Genomic DNA, 18,910 nt, shown 5'->3' with positions numbered 1-18,910 from the left:
CTAAAAAAGGAGGGAAGACGATGAAACGATCGACACACCTGGCCATTGCACTGATTCTTTCGTTGGGATTAATCGTCGGTGGGTGCGCGACGACCCAGAAAACGGACATGACAGCTGACGATCTGGTACAGGAGGCCAAGAAGAATGTCTGCGAGGTCACGGTATCCGAGGCCAAGGATATTCTCGATGGGGGAGAATATCTTTTTATCGACTGTAGGGAGCCCAAGGAATACAAAATGGGGCACGTCCCCGGAGCCATAAATATTCCCCGAGGGCTTCTGGAGTTTAAAATCGACAAAAAGGTTCCCGATAAGAACCAAAAAATTGTCATGTACTGTAAAACCGGCGGGCGCTCCTGTCTCTCTTCCTGCACCCTTTGCCGCATGGGCTATAAAAACGTGAAATCCATGGCCGGCGGTTGGATGGCCTGGGAAAAGGCCGGATATCCCATCGACTAGAAAACGATCGCGCTGGCTGTCATTCTCAAATAAAACCCCATTCCCCCGTTGAGCGTGAATGGGGTTTTGTTTGTGAAAAACCGGCTTGGACCGGCGTTTTGGCAAGGAACTGCCAAAAGATCAATCCAATGGCGGCTAATGACCGTTATAGCAATACTGCGGGCAATCGGTCAGGTAGGCGATCCCCGACACGGTCACCCCGTAGAAAACCAGGGGACGGTCCTGAATAAGGGAACGATAGGTGTTGTTGACCAAGGTGCTGCCGGTGGCAAACACCACATCCCCCCATTGGATGACATCGCTGGTTTGGTCCACCGGTTCGATGGGGATACCGTATTTTGTCTGCCCCTGGTTATCCGGGTCCATGTCCGTTACACGCATGTTGAAGTTGCGGGCCAAGTGGTCGACCATGGCCGGTTGCAGGCCGATAAAGGCAATTTTCGGGGAGCCAAATTCCTTGCGGACGTAATCGACCAGGCACTGGGCGCACTCTTCGGGCTCTTCGTCCTTGCAGTGGATGGTGCATTCCAGACATTGGAGATGACGAAGGACGGCATTGAGGCTCGCGATAAAAACGGCCCGCTCCAAATTGTTCTCCAGGTCCATTTCAAGGATTTCGCCGACGGTTCCCTGAAATTCGCCGGGCATATCGGTAAAGGCCTGCCCTTTGGCTCCGTGAAAATCCGCCTCTACCATCACTTCTCTTCCCTTGACGAGCGGGAAGTCCTTTCGTTCGGGGTTGCCGATCGATTCCACTGGCTTCAGTGTACGGGCCGAGACAACGTTTACCGTTTGCTCTTGCAGGCTGTTTTCCAATGCAATTTGGGCCATTTTCTCCTTGAGTTGTTCATAGGTCAAATCGTCGATCTTCAGGCATCCTTTGTACTTGCCGTTCATACGGTTTTCCTCCTGTTCTTTCTGGCAGCGATCAGGTCCGTCACCTTTATCGTTCCGACAGACCGACCATTGAGCGATTGGTTATCGATTGAGTTGAGAGCAGGTTTGACGCCGGCCGTTTTGGATCTTGAAGTCAGCCATCCTGCACGATTTTTACATGCTCCTTTCTGATCAACGCATAAAGGTTGTCTCCTCGGCGGGCATCCAGACGTCTCATGGCGTTTTGGGTGAGAAGGGCATTCATCTCGAGGTTGTCAACCCGCAGGTCGAGCAGAGACGACGACCCCTCGGGTATGACGTTTTTCAAGGTGGCGTTCAGTATATTGAATCCGTTGGCAACCGACGGTTTTTTGCGCGAAACGCGGATGTCTTCACAGCGGATGGCCACATTCACGGGTTTGCCCTTGTCGGCCCGATCCAAACTCTGCAGGCAGGTGCCCTCCACGTCGATATTGACGCAACCGTTTTCGCGGGAAACAACGGTGCCGCTGAAAAATCCGGTGCCAACGAACTCGGCGACGAAACGATTTTTAGGCTGGCTGAAAACGGTGTCCATCGCTCCCATCTGAAGCAAACGGCCGTCCTTGAATACCGCCAGCTTATTGGCCAGCGCCCAGGCGTCGTCAAGGTCATGGGTAATGTGAATGACTGTCGTGGCCCGCTCGCCGATGGCCTCTTTCAGAAGCAGGCGGGCCCGGCGGCGCGTCTGCGGGTCAAGGGCCGAAAAAGGCTCGTCCATGAGGAGAAGCGACGGCTCCACGATAAGCACCCGTGCCAGCGCGGCCCGCTGCTGTTCTCCTCCGGACAGGGTAATGGGTTTTCGGTGCAGCAGATGGTCGATGTGAAGCGATCGGGCCATCTTGCGGATCGCTTCATCCATATTTTCCGGTTTATGCTTCTTGAGCCCGTAGGCAATATTCCGATAAACGGTCATGTGCGGCAACAGGGCATAGTCCTGGTAAACGATGCCGATATGACGATACTCAGGCGGCTCCGTGGTGATGTCCCTTCCATCCAGGACGATACGCCCCCGGTCGGGCCGCCAGAAACCGACGATGGTTTCCAGAAAAATGGTCTTGCCGGCTCCGGTCGGACCGATAATCGTCAGGTAATCCCCCCGCTCCAGCGACAACGAAACGCCTTTGAGGCTGAATTCTCCGAGATCGATAGAAAGATCGTCTATGTCGACAAAACTCATATGCCGACCTCTGTCCTCTCGAAAATAAAAATGGCGATAAAGGAAACCGTCGTCAGCACGATGCCGCTGGTAAGCGCCATGCCCATGTTGCCGTAGGAGATGTTCAGGTAGAGGGTCATGGGCAGCACCTCCGTTTTCATATAGGTGCCGCCGGCAAGAATCAACACCGTGCCGAAGGTGCCGATACAGCGGGCGAAGGAAATCACCGTTGCGGCGAGAATGCCGTTTTTGGCCAGCGGCAGGGACACATTGAAAAAGGTTTCCATCTGGGAGTAGCCCAGGGACCGGGATACGAACTCCAGTCGCGGACTGATATAATCGAACGTCGATTTCAAAATTCGGCTGGCATAGGGCAAGGCAGTGAAAAATTGCGCGGCCACGACACCCTGCTTGGTAAAAACCAAATTGACCGATAACCGCCTGAGAAGTTCTCCTACCAACGTATTGCCGAAGAGAAGCAGCAGACAAAGCCCGAGGACGAGTTCCGGGAAGGCCACCGGCAAATCCAGAATGGTTTTGACAAAGCCTTTGAAAGGAAAATCGAATCGCGAAAGCGCATAACCGATCGGAAGGGCGATCACCATCACAAGCAATGTGGAGACCATGCCGGTCACCAGGGAGAGTTTGAGGGAAAAGCGCATCTCTTCGCTCAGCAAGTTATGCCAGACATCTTTGAGATCCGGCACCAGAAACAGCGAAACGATGGCGAACACCAGCAGAAATGTCATCAACAAGGATATCGCGATGCAGCTGATTTGGAACACCGCTATTCGGCGCAAGGCTCGAATCCCCATTTTTTCCAGATGGAAAGCCCCTCGGCGGAGGCGACATAGTTATTGAACTGCAGTGCCCGTTCACGGTGTTGGGTCCGGGTACAGACCGCCGTGGGAATGGTCTTGATGATGTTTTTGTCCGGATCGATATCGACCACCTCGATTTTGCCCTTGGCTTCCGCCCAGCTGGTGAGATCCTTCCAGATTATGGCCGCATCGACCTGATTGAGGGCCACGTAAATGAGCAGCTGGTTGACGGTAGGTGCATAGACGTTGATATTGGGCTGCACTTTTTCCCATAATTGTGTTTTTTCCAGCAGTTTTTTGGAAACGCGACCAATGGCCGGCGCCTTGGGGTCGCCGATGGATACCCGAACGCCCTTGCGGGCCAGATCTTCCAGGCCATCGATTTTTGCAGGGTTTCCTTTCGGGACAGCGATCGCGGGTAGATGAAGGACCAGATTTCGGATGGTCTCTTTCTCTACCCAGCCGTTTTTGAGGGCATCCATGGTGTATTTGGCGGCCCCCGGAATCAGCACGTCACAGGGCTGGCCGGCGGCAACCATGCCGAAAATTTCGCCAGAGCTGCCGTAATGCACATCCACCGTTACCCCGCGCTGCCGCTCAAAATTCTTGCGCATCTCCTCCATCGGCTTCATAAGCCCCGCCCCGCTGAATACCATGAGATCGGCGGCCCACACTGGAGCAGACCATACCAAAACAAGCATCGCATATACCCAAAACCGCTTCATCTTTTTCCCTTCTCTTTTAATTTGAAAATGGCAGGGCTTTTGCCTATTTCGCTTCGACATCCGCATTGCCGATGATGAAGAAAACCAAGAGGATCGGTGATACGGTTATAAGCATATACCCATACCGTGTCAATGTTAATTTTTGTGCCGAGAAATACGGCTAAAAATTACCAAAGATAACCGATAACAACAAAAATAGGGCATGAATTTCGGTTTGGTGGATTTAAAGTGGGGTCAGGCAAGTGATTTCAACAGCGGCAGGATCTCCAGAGGATGATGGATCAACGTACGGCATCCGCTATCTTGCAGTTCCCTGGCGCCCCTGAATCCCCATGCGACGCCCACGGCACGCATGCCGGCGGCATTGGCCGTCCGCATGTCCACGGCGCTGTCGCCCACAAAAAGAAAGTTCGCGGGAGGGATGCCGATCCGCTCGGCAATTTCCAGCGCTGCCGTCGGGTCCGGCTTGGGGGGAAAGCGGTCGCTGTATCCCAGGATCGCTTTGAATTTCCATTGCCCCAGGTAGGCATCGGCATATCGCAGGGCGAAATCGTGGGGTTTGTTGGACAATACCGCTTTGGGAATGCCCCTTTCCTGCAATCGTTCCATCAGGTCGGAAATGCCCGCATAAACCCGGGTTTTGCAGTTCCAGTTTTCGTGATAAATTTCCCGTGATCGCACCGCGCAGGCGTCAATCCGTTCGTCCGAGCGTTGTTTTTCAGGCAGCGCGCGGGTGACGAGCATCCGCCAGCCGTTGCCGATAAAAAAACGATAGGCATCGACGGTATGCACCGGAAAGCCTTTCTCCTCCAGCATTCGGTTCATCGAGTCGGCAATGTCGTCCAGGGTATCGAGCAATGTGCCATCCAGATCGAAAATGACGGCTTGAAAGTCTGTTATCGAATCGTTGTCTTCTTTGCTCATTTTATCGATCTCCGCCCAACAGTTCCTTTGGTTCCGCCGTTATCCGGCTTCCGTCTTCGGTCCTTTTCATCCTCAACCTCCCGACAGCCGGACCGTGTACCCCATCCCTTTGAGTTCGCTCACCAGAAGGTCCCGGTGGTCGCCCTGGATTTCGATGGTGCCGTTTTTTACCGTCCCCCCGCTGCCGCATTTCTGTTTGAGGGTTTTGGCGATCTGCTTCAATTGGCCGTCATTCTCCGGAATGCCGGTAACCACGGTTACGCCTTTGCCCTTGCGGCCCTTGGTGGACCGGCCCACCCGTGCAATGCCGTCACCGGCCCGTTGCGGGCTCTTTTTGCTGCAGGTGCAGCGGTTGATATTTTTTTTGCAAACCGGGCAAGTACGTCCTTGTTCGGTCGAGTAGACCAATCGCGAATTTTTTTCTTCGAAGCGTTTCATATCATCCTTATTGGGTTACTTTGCGCCGCAATGCCTTCACCTTTCCCCTGCGCGTCTTGCTGTCCAACCGCCGCCGCACCGATCCCCGACTGGGGCGCGTGGGCCTGCGCTTTTTGAGTTTGGTCGTGGCCTTTCGGATCAACGCTGTCAATCGCTGCCGGGCCGCCTCGCGGTTTTTCTCGAACGTCCGGTGCTCCTGGGCCTTGATCACGATGACGCCGCTCTTTGAAATGCGCCGGTCCGGGATGCACATCAACCTTGCCTTGACGGATTCCGGCAGGGAAGAAGCCAGGAGGTCGAACCTCAGGTGAACCGCCGAAGCCACTTTGTTCACATTCTGCCCGCCCGATCCCTGGGCACGGATGGCAATCATCTCGATCTCTTCGTCCGGGATAGACAATTGGCTGTTGATTTCAAGCATCGTTTAACTTTGGCAGTCTCGCAAAAAGTCCCAGACTCGTCATGCCGGACTTGATCCGGCATCCAGAATGTATAGAAATGACTGGATAGCGCTAAAGCGCCACAACGTGCGTCGGCATACGCCGGAATGCCGCAAATCTGGCATTTCCTACTTTTTACAAGCCCATTGATTTTGGGATTACATTCAGCAGTTGTTAGCAATTTCCAATGGGCACAAGTTCGTGCTTGACAATATCGGACAATTCCGCTTGATTTGCAAGACAGCGAAAATCGATGGCACTCTTCTCAGCCGCGCCTGCCATTCGGGCGCAGGCGTTTTGTCTGCCAGGCGGTCGGTCCAGACAGCGTCCATCGGACAATACCCCAATTTTTTCCAGGATACGTTTCATGCCCTGCCAATGCAGCCACAACAGCCGCGTTGCATCACCTGTAGAGCGATGCGCCGAAGGAAACGAAAGCAAACTGATTGACGGTCTTCTTCTTTCCATGGACAATCCCTCGGCGATCATTTCAGATATTGCCGTGGGTTCCCATTTTATCGGCGTCCGTGCAGAGGACAATGGGTCAGCCTGTGTCGGCATAGCCTCCACGCTGGGTGCCGTACCGACGGATGAAGAACGCAACATGGTCGACGATCTGATCGGCAAGCCCTTGTGCGAAGCGGCCGAAGAGCTGAAAGAACCCGGCGCGTTTTCCATCAGCCTGGGGGCCGCGGCCCTGAATGCAGGCATGATCCCGCCACAAAACCAGCCTGACATCGAAGCCTCGCGCATCATGGCCCAAAAAGGAAAAAATGAGGAAACCGTGCTAGTGGGCGACTTTCCCTTTACCGGCTGGCTCCGCAGTCAGGTGAAAGCACTGCACCTGTTTGAGCTTAAAAAGGTTGCCGGGGGAACGCCGCCGGAGCAGTGGGACGAAATCTTAGGCCGCTGCAAAGTACTCGGCCTGACCGGCACCACCCTGATTACCCGCGCCATGGCAACCTACCTGGAAAAATCTGCGCAAGCTTACACCATTGTCATCGGTCCCACCACACCGATGTCGCCCGTTCTTTTTTCCCATGGCGTGGATGTACTGGCCGGCTGTCAGGTCGTCGCCCCGGACCCTGTATTCGCCGGCATCCGCAAGGGAATGTCGTTCCGCGAAATAAAAAAGCTGGGCATCCAATTCATCGCCTGGTCCAAAAAACCGGTTGCCGCCTGACAACATCACGCAGACCCTACATCCGGTTGCCCCCTTTATCCCAGCCCTGACCGTACTTTTTTGATAAGCCAATCAAAATACCCCTTGCATTATTCCCAATGTTTCTATAAATAGTAACGCTTCGATGAAAAAACGCGGGCCAAAGGCGACGCGCGATGGACAAAAATCCGATCCGAAAAGAAGGGGGAAGACAATGAAACGACTGCTGATCGCGGGAATGATGATCCTGATGCTGACGCTGGCGGGTCCGGCCCGGGCACTGGAGCCGGTTAAAATCGGTATGATTACCACGTTGTCCACCAAAGCCGGCTACCTGGGCGAGGAAATCCGGGACGGCTTCCAACTTGCCATCGACCAGGAAGGCGGCAAGCTGGGCGGCATATCGGTGGAGCTTCTCGTGGATGACGACGGCCGCAAGCCGGAAAAAGCGAAACAGATTGCCGACCGCTTCATCAAGCGCGACAAGGTGAAAATTCTCACCGGCATCGTTTTTTCCAATGTGGCCATCGCCGTGGTTCCCAAAGTGGTGCGCCAGGATGTGATCTATGTCAGCGCCAATGCAGGGCCATCGCTGCTGGCCGGCAAAGGCTGCCACAAGAACTACTTCAACGTGGCCTACCAGAATGACAACATAGATGAAGTGGTGGGCAAGTATGTGAACGACTCCGGGTTCAAGAAGGTCTACCTGCTGGCCCCCAACTATCCGGCCGGCAAAGACCATCTGAACGGATTCAAGCGCTACTACCAGGGGGATATAACCGGCGAAGTCTACACCAAACTGGGCCAGTCGGACTACGCCGCGGAAATTGCCGCCCTCCGCGCCGCCGGTCCCGATGCCGTCTACTTCTTTTTGCCGGGCGGCATGGGCATCAACTTCCTCAAGCAATACGCCCAGGCGGGCCTGAACCAGACCATCCCGGTGTTCGGACCGGCCTTCTCCTTTGACGAACGCCTGCTGCAGGCGGTCAAGGACGCAGCGCTTGGCGTCAAGAACGGCTCCCAATGGTCCCACGATCTGGACAATCCGGCGAACCGGCAGTTCGTGGCCGCTTTCAGGCAAACTTACGGCCGCACCCCCACCCTTTACGCCAGCCAGGGATACGATGCCGCCCGCCTGCTGGGCAGCGCCCTGAAACAGGTGAACGGCGATGTGAGTGATCTGGGTGCCCTGCGCGAGGCCATCCGCAAGGCCGACTTCGACACCGTACGGGGAAAATTCGCCTTTTCCGCCAACCAGCACCCGATTCAGGACATCTATATCCGCGAAGTGGTCAAGGCCGCCGACGGTACCTACACCAACCGGACGGTCAAGGCGGTGTTCAAGGATCATAGCAATGTATATGTCGAACAGTGCAAAATGAAATAGTACGGAACGGCATCTTGCGGCCCATGCCGGCGTTCTCGGGCTTTCGCAATCCTCGACGTAGCGCTGCTACGCCTGTGGTTGCGAAAGCCTTGCGGCCTCTGCGTGACGAAGATCCCGCTACGCGGGGAGCCACAAGCTACCGTTCCTCCAATGTCATCGGCTAACATCGGTTAAGTGCCCTGTCAGATTTCATCATCGGTCATCCGACCTCTGTCTTCTGACCTCTGACCTCCGACTTCAGAAAAAGATGCTCCTTTTCATCGAACAACTCCTCAATGGCCTCCAACTGGGCATCATGCTTTTTCTCATGTCCGCCGGCCTGACCCTGGTCTTCGGCATCATGCAGGTGATCAACCTGGCCCATGGATCGTTTTACATGATCGGGGCCTATGTCGGCGCGACTGTCGCCGCCCGCACCGGATCGTTTTTGCTGGGCCTGCTGGCCGCCCTTCCGGCTTCGGCCCTGGCAGGCATGCTGGTGGAGGCCCTGGTCCTCCGACGCCTGTACAAAAAAGAGCACCTCGATCAGGTACTGGCCACCTTCGGGCTGATTATGTTCTTCAACGAGCTGACGCGCATCCTCTGGGGGCGCCAGCCGCTGTTCATGGATGTACCGCCGTGGCTTTCGGGAAGCGTCGAAATCATTCCCGGCGTCCCCTACCCCAGCTACCGCATCGCCGTCATCTCTGTGGGTATAATCGTCGCCGTGCTGCTCTACCTGCTGTTCACCCGCACCCGTCTGGGCATGCAGATCCGCGCCGGTGCCAGCAACCGGGAAATGGCCGCAGCACTGGGCGTGAACATCCGCCTGCTCTACACCCTGGTTTTCGGCCTGGGCACCCTTCTGGCCGGCCTAGCGGGCGTCATGGCCGGTCCCATCCTCGCGGTGGAAGCCGGTATGGGCGAAAGCGTCTTGATCCTGACCTTCGTTGTGATCGTCATCGGCGGCATCGGGTCTATCCGCGGCGCCCTGGTCGGCGCTCTGCTGGTGGGCATGGTGGACACCCTCGGCCGCGCGTTTCTCCCGACGCTTCTGAGAACGGTTTTCAGCGCCGCCTATGCCGATGGGGTGGCGGCCTCATTGGCGTCCATGTCGGTCTATATTCTCATGGCGGTGATCCTGGTGTGGCGTCCGAGAGGATTGCTGCCCGGCGCCAATTAAAAAGAAATTGAACCATGCAAATCCCGCTGGCCCGTTTTCCGAATCGCAGGACGATTATCGTAGCGGCGGCTGCCCTGCTGCTCCTGGCACTTCCGCCCATCGCGCAAATGATCGACGAAGTCTATCTGGTGACCCTTTTCAGCCGTATCCTGATCTATGCCCTGGCCGCGGTCAGCCTTGACCTGATGCTGGGGCTGGGTGGCATGGTGAGCCTGGGACATGCCGCGTTTTTCGGCATCGGTGCCTATGTGGTCTGTATTTCCTCCTTTCACAGCCTGGAAAATCTTCCTTTTCTCACCTGGCCGATTGTCGTCGGCGGCAGCGAAAATGGTCTGGTGGTCTGGCCGGCAGCCGTGGCGATATCCGCCGTGGCGGCCGCCGTGGTAGGCGCCTTGAGCCTGCGCACCACCGGAATGCATTTTATCATGATCACCCTGGCCTTCGCCCAGATGCTCTACTACTTCTTCGTTTCCCTGGAAGCCTACGGTGGCGATGACGGCATCAGTCTTTTCGCGCGCAACACCTTTCCCGGCCTCGATCTGGCAAGCGACGTCCAGTTTTACTACCTATGTCTGGGCGCTCTGGCCGTTTTTCTCTTTTTTTCCTTCCGACTGGCCGCAGCCCGCTTCGGGATGGTCGTGAAGGGATGTCGCGAAAACGAACGACGCATGAAGTCGCTAGGTTTTCCAACCTTCCGATACCGCCTGGTCTGTTTCGTCATTGCCGGGGCCGGGGCCGGACTGGCAGGCGCCCTGATTGCCAACCAGACCGAATACGTCAGTCCCGGCCTTATGCACTGGACCCGTTCCGGAGAAATCCTGGTCATGGTGCTGCTTGGCGGCATGGGAACCCTTTTCGGGCCGGTCTTGGGTGCTATGGCCCTACTGCTGGCCGAAGAGATCCTGTCCATCTACACCGAACACTGGATGGTCTACCTGGGGCCGTTTCTAGTTTTTGTGGTGTTATTTGCCAAGCGCGGCATTTATGGTTGGATCGCTGGAGGAAACAGCACCCATGGCTAAGCCGCTTCTCACTGTCGATTCGCTGGTCAAACACTTCGGCGCCGTTACGGCCAGCGACGGCTTTTCCATGGAGATAGCCGAAGGAGAACTGCATGCCCTGATCGGCCCCAACGGTGCCGGCAAAACCACCGCCCTCAACCAGCTTTGCGGAGAACTGCTGCCGGACGGCGGCCGAATTTTTTTCAACGGCAAGGAAATCACCCGGAGGTCTATCCATCGGCGGGCACGTCTGGGACTGGCGCGATCCTACCAGATCACCTCCATCTTCGAGCGCCTCACCGTCAGGGAGAATCTCTCTCTGGCCATTCAGGCCCACAACGGGCACAGTTTCCGTTTCTGGAGGAAGGCCGTCGACGATCCGGTGATTCGTCCGGCCATCGGCCCGGCCATGGAACGGGTGGGGTTGGAGGAGAGGGCGGAGATACCGGCCTCGCACCTCTCCCACGGGGAAAAGCGGCAGTTGGAAGTGGGTATGGCCCTCGTCGGCCAACCGAAATTGCTGCTGTTGGACGAGCCCTATGCCGGCATGGGTCCCGGCGGCGCCGTGGAGTTGACCAAACTGATTCGACGGTTGAAAACCGAGGTCACGATCCTGCTGGTGGAACATGACATGGGGGCGGTTTTCTCGCTGGCCGACCGCATCACGGTGCTGGTCTATGGAAAGGCCATTGCCAGCGGAACGCCGCAGGCCATTCGGAACGATCCGGAAGTGAGGCAAGCTTACTTGGGAAATGAAGGCAACCGATGCTTTGCGTAGAACATATCGAAACCTTTTACGGCAAAAGCCAGGCGCTGTTCGGCGTTGACCTTTGTATTCGCGAAGGCGAAGTGGTTACCCTGCTGGGGCGCAACGGCATGGGCAAAAGCACGACGGTGCGTTCAATCATGGGCTTGACCCCAATCCGCTCGGGCCGGATCGCCTTCGGTAAAAAGGAGATCCACCGTCTGCCCAGCTACGCCATCGCCCGGTCGGGCATCGGCCTGGTTCCCGAGGGCCGCCAGATCTTTCCCAACCTCACCGTAAGGGAGAACATGACGGCCACCGCCACCAATCGCCTGAACGTCCCGGTGCCGTATACCCTGGAAACGGTTCTGGCCCTCTTTCCACGCCTGGCGGACCGCCTGAATCATTTGGGCAACCAGCTTTCCGGCGGCGAGCAGCAGATGCTCGCGGTAGTCCGCGCCCTGATGACCAATCCCAGGCTGCTCATCCTCGATGAAGCTACCGAAGGCCTGGCCCCGCTGATCCGCAAGGAAATCTGGCAGGGGATGGCCACCCTTAAAGCCAACGGCCATGCAATTCTGGTGATCGACAAAAACCTCGATGCGTTAATGAATCTCGCCGACCGCCATTGCATCATGGAAAACGGACGGGTGGTCTGGCGGGGAACGACTGATGAACTGGCCGCGGACGAGGGCCTCAAATCCCGATATCTGGGGGTCTGATCCCGCCCGAATGCATCTGTAAGTGAGGACCGCACAGGCTCCAAGTGGACCGGCGCAAGGGCCTCGGTCGCAGATTTCTCATCCGCTGACCGTCGAAGCTTCCTCCGATTTAGAGCCGTTACTCATCTTGAGCGCCGAACTCGGCAGCCGCTGGCCATATCCGCCGACAACCTGCTGGGCCACGCCGATAATGATGAAAGCGTCCGGATCCACCGTGGCGATGGTGTATTTCAGATCCGCTACACGGGAGCGCAGGATCGTGCAAAATACCATGGTCCGCTCGCTTTTCGAATACCCGCCCTGGATGGACCACAAACTGACGCCTCGTCTGAGTTGGTAGATGATGGCCAGTCGCACATCATCGGGCTTCTTGGTGACGATCGTGGCCGTACGCACCTGACTGACGCCCTCCAGCACCAGATCGGAAACGATGCCCGAAAGAACCAGGCTGAGGATCGCCAGCAGGGCGACCTCCCACCGGAACACCAGGCCGGCCAGAAGGATGATGGCGCCGTCGCTGAACAGATAGGACTGCGACAGGGGAAAGCCCATCCTTTCATAGAGAATTCGCGCCGGTATGGATGTACCGCCGATGGTTCCGCCGGCCCGATAGATGATGCCCATGCCGATCCCGAACAATACGCCGGCATAGATGGAGGCCAGTAGAAGATCATCGGTGATGGGCCATCTCTTGGTGACCGTCGGCAGATAAACATTGAAAAGGTCCGTCGCGAAAGAAAAACAGATCACGGCCAGCACCGAGGAGACCAGAAACCGCCAGCGCCCGAGCTGGAAAAAACCAAGAACCATGAGCGGGATGTTCAACACCAAATAGATCATGCCGACCGGAAGCGATATAAATTGATTCAGAATGATGCCCAGACCGGTTACGCCGCCAGCCGCCAGCTTGAAGGGAACCTGAAAAACCGTAAATCCCAGGGCTGCCACCAGTGTGCCTAAGGCAATATTCCCCTGGCGCCAGATCAACCTTAGAATTTCTCTGGCTAACGGCTGTTCGAATTGTCTTCTGATGCTGCTCGGGATCTTAATTTTTCTGTTCTTTTTCGGCTGCGATTCGTTGAACGCCATCTTTCATCCTTATGGTTTGAGTGGGTACCGGCCGGACTCGATTGCATGTACCGCGGGCTATCACAAACCCGATCGGCCTTCAATACCGTTCCTTTAGATGGTTCGTCGCCGGAGGGCAGATCGAATGCGCTTTATCGGGAAGGGGGCTATGAGGCCTCTTTGATTGCGGAAAGGATATCGTCGGCAAAGTAAAGCAGACTGCTGTAAAACGAAAAGACCTGTACGAGCTTCCTGGAATCGAACCGCCTTACCAGTCCTTCTTTACGGATACTGGCAAGCCTGTCATCCAACTCCGAAATGGTTTTTTCAAGGTCCTCCCCGATGGTCGAATATTCATTTTTGATAAACAGAACAAGGGTGCTACCGCTCGTTTCGGCAAGTTTTTTCAACTCCCCGGACATGATGATGTCATATCCGTGATCATCCAAAGCATTCAGCGCCCGGACCATATTGCGCAGGTGCTCTACCGAACGGTTGATGACCGAGACTTTAAGGGGAAATTTTTCATTGAATTTCTTGCTGTAGATCAGCGATTCATTTCGGCTGGCCTTCTGTAGCAGCTCATGATTTTTCCAAATATCTTTAACCAGTTCGGCGACAGGCAATTCCTCCACATTTTGTTGCCTTGAAACAAAGGCATCCACCAGGATCAGACATCGTTCGGCGCACACCTTTGCCTGTCTTTCAAGCGCGGCCCGTAGCATGTCAACTTTACGTTTCGGCAAAACCAGAACCGAGACGAGAAAAGCGCAAAGAATTCCGATGCAGATTTCAAGAACGCGATACAACCCGAAAATGTAAACATCCTGAACGGAAAGTCCGGTCATTACGACAATGACAACCGTGATGCCCGCCATTCGATATCGGGTATTAAACCGCGTGAGAAAACTGCAAATGCCTACGGTGACGAATAGAGCGACCCCGGTGAAAAAAGCTGTTTTGGGAATAGCCAGGAGTACGACAACACCCAATACCGCTCCGACGATGGTACCGGAAAGGCGATAAAAACACATCTCCACGGAGTCGGCCACATACACCTGCATGACAATTACGGCGGATATGACGGCCCAGTATCCGAAATCCAGCGATAGAATCGTTGTCAGATAGTAGGCCAGAACGGCCGCCAAAGCGGTCTTGAATCCATGGATCAAATTTGTCGATACGCTGCTCATTGTACCTCTTCCGAAAAAAAGCCGCTTTGCATACTAAAGAACTTTTTTAAAAGCAAGGCCTGAAAAACGATAGACTGGAAACGCAATTTGACTCCAGAAGAGGCGTAAGCTAAGGTTGTCACAGGCAAAACCCGCGATAAGGATTCGAGAATGCCCCCAAAAAAGGAAATTATTAGCACCATCTTGTTCAAAGAACTCATTGCGATCCGCACGGATAGCCTGTGGCGAATGCTGTTTTGCCTGCAGCAGGGGCAGCTGCCGGAAAAGCTGGAAGAAGGCGCCACCGGCAAACTGGATAACAAGGGCGCAATTTTCATTCCGGGCGGTCTGATCTATCAGGATGTCGACGAGCGGGAAATCACCTATCGCCCCCTGGCGTCCTTCGATGAAACCCGATTTCGAGAAAAGATCAGAGAAAGCCTGCAATTCGACAATGCGACACTTCTGTTCCCGGATGGAGTGGTTAACAGCGTAAATCTGGACAGCGGTTTTTTTGCGCGGGCGGCACGGCGCATTTACACGTTCAAGACAGCGGCGTTTAAACGCAAAAGGAAGATTGGCCTTAAGATCCCGATCGATATCGATTCGAACGATATCGTCCGCAGCCACTGTCCGACCTATATGGACCCTCCTTATGGTTCCCGGACGCGGATCAGCACCTGCGTCTCCATCGGCCTTACAGATCCACACATGTATTTCGCCTATTGCAAAACGGAATTCAATCTGTCCCGGCGGCGCCTGAAATTGTATGCCGAACGTCTCGATACGGCCCAGGAGCACTCAAGCGTTGTGGACGGAACCGTCTTATATCCGCCCTTTGTGATTGTCTGTCACGATACGCGCTATAAAGACAACAGTTTGACGGGACTGATCCGGATTCTGGGAATCGGCAGGTTCGGAGAATTCAGCACTTTTACTTTTGAAAGGGTAAACAACAAACTTCTCGTTGAAATCAAAAGAAAAAAAACAGATTTCACTACGGACCATATCTTCGCCGCGCATGACGGAAATGAAGTTGTCGGCGTACTGCGAACCTACTGCGCCACAAACCCAGGGAAACGCTCCCAGAAATACCACATGGACCTGATCTCGCCTATAAAGGACTTGGGACTCGACCTCGCCCGGATCGAAGCCGAAGCCAAAGCCCGCTATGGGGTCGAAACGCCCCCTGATGAAGGTTAGTAGATCTGTCTTTGAAGCCGTTGAATGCTTTTTTCCAGCCGGCGGATCCGATTCGAATACCGTCTTCCCCTGCTGCTGCCGGAATCGACCGAAGACAATCGAAGCCGTAACGTATCGATTTGCTTTCTATAGGATTGGATTCTTCTTGCCAGGCGCTTTTCCCTGTTGCTGAGTGGTTTGCGCGGCTCCGATTCGTTGAATACCAAGACTTTGGAAATCCGAGCCTTTTGTGAACGGGTTCCGGAATAAAAAATGACGTGATTGATTCCCTTTAGCATCTCTTTCAAGGCATCTGCTATGGAGATGTCCGATCTTTTCATGGTAACCTTCTTCTGCAGGGAAACAGGGTACTCGATAGTAATGTGGGCGGTTTCGGCGAGTTTCGAGAATATCTCTTTCAGATCGACATTCCGGGCCTCAATCTGCAACAGCCGTTGGTTGTTATTGAGACGCAGGTTCAAAGAAGAAGCCTGTACGCACCGGACAACCCCTGTCGCCGCAATCTGAAAAAAAAGCAGGAAGGACAGAAAAACGCTGAGCCTGCCCCAATGCCGCAAAATCCATGAGACGCGGGAGCCGGGACGCCAGCGGGAAAGCACAGGAGGACTGCCGGAATGGGTCGGCAGCTCCGGTTTGATCTTCTTGCGGATGAAACCGCAATTGGCCGGGCCAGAAGCCAATGCGCCCCGGGTCGCCTGGGTGAATTCAGAAAAAAAATTATTCCGGAGAGATTCGCTCCAGCATGGAAAAAACCCCATTGGCAAGTATCTCCATTTCCAGAAAATGAATCGATTGGCCAAAAATACCAAAGCCCCCACCGAAGGCAATCAGGTGAATCCTGTATTTCGGGGCAAAATCCTGGTCGTAACCATCGTTTTTCAATCGAACGCCTATTCGCCTGACGATGCGCTGGGTCTCTCCGGCCGGCAAAGTGGCCACAAATACTGTCCGCACCCTATTGATGACGCGCATAGGGCCGGATAAGATTCTGTTTACAATGATAAGGAGGTGATGAAGTCATGAAATTTCGCGATCTTTTTCTGCCCAAAATTGCTCGATCCAACCCGAAAGTCAGGAAGAGAGCGATTATGGAAGAAGAGAACAAGGAATTGCTGATGAAGGTTGTCCAAAACGATTCGGACCGAGACGTTCGCCAGGCGGCCCGTAAACGGCTCCAACGGCTCAACGCGTATTAGAAAACTTTTGCAGGTAATAAAGCGAGGGCCTTATGACTAGCACCTACGATGCGCTTGTAATCGGTTCCGGCACTGCCGGCCAGGCCGCCGCCTACGAACTCAACCGCAACGGCCTTTCGGTGGGACTTGTGGAGCACGGCCAGCAGCCGGGAGGAACCTGCGCGCTGAGCGGATGCCAGGCCAAAAAGTGGTTTTATGAAGGCGCCGAAACGGTGGCTCGCTCACGTCATTTAACCGATCTCGGCATCACGGTCCCGGCATTGGGCAGCTGGTCCCAGCTCAAGGAGGCCAAAAACCGCTTCACTGCGAAGGTTCCCACCAACACGGTCAATGGCCTCAAAAAGGCCGGCATCGATTTCATACCGGGGCATGCCCGATTCGTTGATCCCAAGACGATATCCGTGGATGGTCGTAGAATCGCCACACGGTTCACGATCCTGGCCACCGGTGCAGCTCCGATGAAACTGCCCATCGACGGCGCCCAGTTGATGGTTTCCAGCAGCGATTTTCTGGAACTGGACCGGTTGCCTCGAAAGATCGTTTTTGTCGGCGGCGGTTTCATCTCTTTCGAATTTGCCCACTTTGCCGCACGATTGGGTTCCGAGGAGATTCGCTGCACCATTCTGGAAGCCGGACCGCGCCCGTTAGGGCCCTTCGATGGAGAAATGGTCGAACTGCTGTCCGATGCATCGGCGAAAGCCGGCATCGCCATCCACAACGATGTGAACATTACTTCCATCGGGCAGACCGGGTCGTCGTTCACCGTCCGGACGGAAGACGGCCGACGCTTCGATTCGGATCTGGTGGTCCACGGTGCCGGCAGGGAACCGGAAATTACCGATCTGGCGCTGGATCGTGCCGATGTTCAGAGTTCGCGGCGCGGAATTACGGTCAACGAGAAAATGGAAACCACCAGTCCCGGCATTTTTGCCGCGGGCGACTGCGCCGCGACCGTTCAGCTGGCCCGCGTGGCCGACGCCGAGGCGCAAACAGCCGCCGCCAACATTGTCAGCAGTTGCAAAGACAACGGCTATGAAACCTTCATGGATTATACCGCCGTTCCGGCCGTGCTGTTCACCTACCCGCAGTACGGAATGGTTGGTGCCACCGAAGATACACTGAAAGACGATGGCATTGACTATGAGAAAAGCGCTGGCAAAGAACTCGGCTGGCCGACCTACAGGCGCGTGGGCATGAAATCGGCTGCGTTCAAGGTCATGATCGGCAGAACGGATCGCCGCATCTTAGGCGCCCACATTCTGTCCGACAACGCCACCGGCCTGATCAACACCTTCACCCTGGCCATGCACAACCGGATTCCCGCCAACGAACTCCACCGTCAGAGCGTCATGACGCCCTACCCGTCAAGGGAAAGCGATATCATCTACATGCTCAAGCCACTTCTGTGACCTTTTCCTCATGGTAAGCAGATGATATCGAGGCAAATCCACACCTCCTGAAGCACAACTACGCGATGTACCCCATTCCCGTATGGTATGCGTTACGATAAATTTAACCCGGCGCGTCGGCAAATGACCGCTGGCAACTAATGCGAGGAGGTGAAATCAAATGACCGAAAAAGACCGCATCATCGAAGGCAAGCGCGAACGTCAGAAAACCATGGACAAGCTTTCCGTCAGGAGTGGACGGGCCTACACCTACGACAAGAATCGAGAGGAAGGCTCCGGCTGCTTGAGCAAGGAAAGGCCGGCCAGAGAGAAGAGACAACGAGAACTGGACCGGTAGTCTTATTCAGATTTCGTAAATCTGTAAACGGCGCTGCCGCGGATCGATTCGGCCAGCGCCGTTTTCGTTTGATGAACCGTTTGCCGGCTTGTTCGACGGCAAGGATAGACCGGAAAGGAAACGATCATGAGTGACACCAGAGATGCATACGTGGAAAAGATGAAAGCCAAACTGGATGAGTGGAACGCCGACATCGCCAAACTGGAAGCCCAGGCCAAACAAAAGGAGGCCGATGCGCGGGTAAGCTACCAGGATCAGCTCGAAACATTGAAGAACCAGCGCAATGCGGCTGAAGAAAAACTGGAAAAGATGCGAAAAGGGGGTTCGGAGGCATGGAACGATTTGAAGGAAGGGCTCGAGCGCGCGGCCGATTCGCTCGGTGAGGCCTTGCGTTCCGCTCAGTCCAGGTTTCGGTAAATGAAAAGACAAGAACAAACACGATTGACCCAAAACCGTATCAAAGGAG

The 18,910-nt window shown here is 55.1% G+C and carries 23 protein-coding genes; 12 read left to right on the top strand and 11 right to left on the bottom strand.

The annotated features are described in order from the left end of the window. Positions 1 to 20: 20 nt before the first annotated feature. Complete coding sequence (locus GN111_RS27855; protein WP_197740437.1) at positions 21 to 458, top strand: rhodanese-like domain-containing protein; 438 nt, start codon at positions 21 to 23, stop codon at positions 456 to 458. A gap of 135 nt (positions 459 to 593) precedes the next feature. Here the strand turns inward: GN111_RS27855 and GN111_RS27850 are convergent, their stop codons facing one another. The 7 genes from GN111_RS27850 to arfB form a co-directional block, all read right to left on the bottom strand. Continuing rightward, on the bottom strand, positions 594 to 1,355 hold the full coding sequence (locus GN111_RS27850; protein WP_197740436.1) for a Rossmann-like domain-containing protein: 762 nt from the start codon (positions 1,353 to 1,355) through the stop codon (positions 594 to 596). A gap of 133 nt (positions 1,356 to 1,488) precedes the next feature. Beyond that, positions 1,489 to 2,553, bottom strand: coding sequence for an ATP-binding cassette domain-containing protein (locus tag GN111_RS27845; RefSeq protein WP_155306882.1), 1,065 nt, complete (start codon positions 2,551 to 2,553; stop codon positions 1,489 to 1,491). Continuing rightward, complete coding sequence (locus GN111_RS27840; protein WP_231715582.1) at positions 2,550 to 3,281, bottom strand: ABC transporter permease; 732 nt, start codon at positions 3,279 to 3,281, stop codon at positions 2,550 to 2,552. Before GN111_RS27840 ends, GN111_RS27845 begins: the two co-directional genes overlap by 4 nt. A 38-nt stretch (positions 3,282 to 3,319) precedes the next feature. After that, positions 3,320 to 3,985, bottom strand: a complete 666-nt coding sequence (gene modA, locus GN111_RS27835; RefSeq protein ID WP_231715581.1) for a molybdate ABC transporter substrate-binding protein — start codon at positions 3,983 to 3,985, stop codon at positions 3,320 to 3,322. Positions 3,986 to 4,312: 327 nt separating this feature from the next. After that, a complete protein-coding gene (locus tag GN111_RS27830) occupies positions 4,313 to 5,002 on the bottom strand; it encodes an HAD family hydrolase (protein WP_155306879.1) in 690 nt (229 codons plus the stop codon). Between the two features lie 72 nt (positions 5,003 to 5,074). After that, positions 5,075 to 5,440, bottom strand: coding sequence for a translation initiation factor Sui1 (locus GN111_RS27825; protein ID WP_155306878.1), 366 nt, complete (start codon positions 5,438 to 5,440; stop codon positions 5,075 to 5,077). 7 nt (positions 5,441 to 5,447) lie between these two features. After that, the gene (gene arfB / locus GN111_RS27820) at positions 5,448 to 5,861 is read right to left on the bottom strand and encodes an alternative ribosome rescue aminoacyl-tRNA hydrolase ArfB (protein ID WP_155306877.1); all 414 of its coding nucleotides are present in this window, start codon (positions 5,859 to 5,861) and stop codon (positions 5,448 to 5,450) included. A 386-nt stretch (positions 5,862 to 6,247) separates the two neighbouring features. Between arfB and GN111_RS27815 the strand changes: the two genes are divergently transcribed. The 6 genes from GN111_RS27815 to GN111_RS27790 all read left to right on the top strand — a co-directional run bounded on the left by GN111_RS27815 (position 6,248) and on the right by GN111_RS27790 (position 12,059). Next, a complete protein-coding gene (locus GN111_RS27815; protein WP_170302491.1) occupies positions 6,248 to 7,063 on the top strand; it encodes a Rossmann-like domain-containing protein in 816 nt (271 codons plus the stop codon). Positions 7,064 to 7,256: 193 nt separating this feature from the next. Next, a complete protein-coding gene (locus GN111_RS27810) occupies positions 7,257 to 8,429 on the top strand; it encodes an ABC transporter substrate-binding protein (RefSeq protein WP_155306875.1) in 1,173 nt (390 codons plus the stop codon). 247 nt (positions 8,430 to 8,676) lie between these two features. After that, a complete protein-coding gene (locus tag GN111_RS27805; protein ID WP_155306874.1) occupies positions 8,677 to 9,591 on the top strand; it encodes a branched-chain amino acid ABC transporter permease in 915 nt (304 codons plus the stop codon). A 14-nt stretch (positions 9,592 to 9,605) separates the two neighbouring features. Further along, on the top strand, positions 9,606 to 10,613 hold the full coding sequence (locus GN111_RS27800; protein ID WP_155306873.1) for a branched-chain amino acid ABC transporter permease: 1,008 nt from the start codon (positions 9,606 to 9,608) through the stop codon (positions 10,611 to 10,613). Next, positions 10,606 to 11,370 carry an ABC transporter ATP-binding protein gene (locus GN111_RS27795; RefSeq protein WP_155306872.1) on the top strand — a complete coding sequence of 255 codons (765 nt, stop codon included), beginning with the start codon at positions 10,606 to 10,608 and terminating at the stop codon, positions 11,368 to 11,370. Before GN111_RS27800 ends, GN111_RS27795 begins: the two co-directional genes overlap by 8 nt. Continuing rightward, a complete protein-coding gene (locus GN111_RS27790; RefSeq protein WP_155306871.1) occupies positions 11,358 to 12,059 on the top strand; it encodes an ABC transporter ATP-binding protein in 702 nt (233 codons plus the stop codon). Before GN111_RS27795 ends, GN111_RS27790 begins: the two co-directional genes overlap by 13 nt. A gap of 78 nt (positions 12,060 to 12,137) precedes the next feature. Here the strand turns inward: GN111_RS27790 and GN111_RS27785 are convergent, their stop codons facing one another. Beyond that, positions 12,138 to 13,148: a YitT family protein gene (locus GN111_RS27785; RefSeq protein ID WP_155306870.1), complete on the bottom strand. Its 1,011-nt coding sequence runs from the start codon at positions 13,146 to 13,148 to the stop codon at positions 12,138 to 12,140. Between the two features lie 146 nt (positions 13,149 to 13,294). Further along, positions 13,295 to 14,320, bottom strand: a complete 1,026-nt coding sequence (locus GN111_RS27780) for an FUSC family protein (protein WP_155306869.1) — start codon at positions 14,318 to 14,320, stop codon at positions 13,295 to 13,297. Between the two features lie 150 nt (positions 14,321 to 14,470). Between GN111_RS27780 and GN111_RS27775 the strand changes: the two genes are divergently transcribed. Then, on the top strand, positions 14,471 to 15,502 hold the full coding sequence (locus tag GN111_RS27775; protein ID WP_155306868.1) for a hypothetical protein: 1,032 nt from the start codon (positions 14,471 to 14,473) through the stop codon (positions 15,500 to 15,502). Here the strand turns inward: GN111_RS27775 and GN111_RS27770 are convergent. Together GN111_RS27770 and GN111_RS27765 are read right to left on the bottom strand one after the other, a co-directional pair. Further along, positions 15,499 to 16,260 (bottom strand): hypothetical protein, encoded by a 762-nt coding sequence (locus GN111_RS27770; protein ID WP_155306867.1) that lies wholly within the window; start codon positions 16,258 to 16,260, stop codon positions 15,499 to 15,501. The two genes, GN111_RS27775 and GN111_RS27770, sit on opposite strands and share 4 nt — an antisense overlap. Further along, a complete protein-coding gene (locus tag GN111_RS27765) occupies positions 16,220 to 16,441 on the bottom strand; it encodes a hypothetical protein (protein ID WP_155306866.1) in 222 nt (73 codons plus the stop codon). Before GN111_RS27765 ends, GN111_RS27770 begins: the two co-directional genes overlap by 41 nt. 80 nt (positions 16,442 to 16,521) lie before the next feature. Between GN111_RS27765 and GN111_RS27760 the strand changes: the two genes are divergently transcribed. The 4 genes from GN111_RS27760 to GN111_RS27745 all read left to right on the top strand — a co-directional run bounded on the left by GN111_RS27760 (position 16,522) and on the right by GN111_RS27745 (position 18,861). Continuing rightward, positions 16,522 to 16,698, top strand: a complete 177-nt coding sequence (locus tag GN111_RS27760; protein ID WP_155306865.1) for a hypothetical protein — start codon at positions 16,522 to 16,524, stop codon at positions 16,696 to 16,698. A 32-nt stretch (positions 16,699 to 16,730) separates the two neighbouring features. Beyond that, positions 16,731 to 18,107 (top strand): dihydrolipoyl dehydrogenase family protein, encoded by a 1,377-nt coding sequence (locus tag GN111_RS27755; RefSeq protein ID WP_155306864.1) that lies wholly within the window; start codon positions 16,731 to 16,733, stop codon positions 18,105 to 18,107. A gap of 160 nt (positions 18,108 to 18,267) precedes the next feature. Then, positions 18,268 to 18,444, top strand: coding sequence for a hypothetical protein (locus GN111_RS27750; protein ID WP_155306863.1), 177 nt, complete (start codon positions 18,268 to 18,270; stop codon positions 18,442 to 18,444). A gap of 126 nt (positions 18,445 to 18,570) precedes the next feature. Further along, positions 18,571 to 18,861 (top strand): sll1863 family stress response protein, encoded by a 291-nt coding sequence (locus GN111_RS27745; protein ID WP_155306862.1) that lies wholly within the window; start codon positions 18,571 to 18,573, stop codon positions 18,859 to 18,861. Positions 18,862 to 18,910: the final 49 nt, after the last annotated feature.

The sequence above is a fragment of the Desulfosarcina widdelii genome (assembly GCF_009688965.1).
Classification (GTDB): domain Bacteria; phylum Desulfobacterota; class Desulfobacteria; order Desulfobacterales; family Desulfosarcinaceae; genus Desulfosarcina; species Desulfosarcina widdelii.
This window is presented reverse-complemented; position numbering and strand designations above follow the sequence as displayed.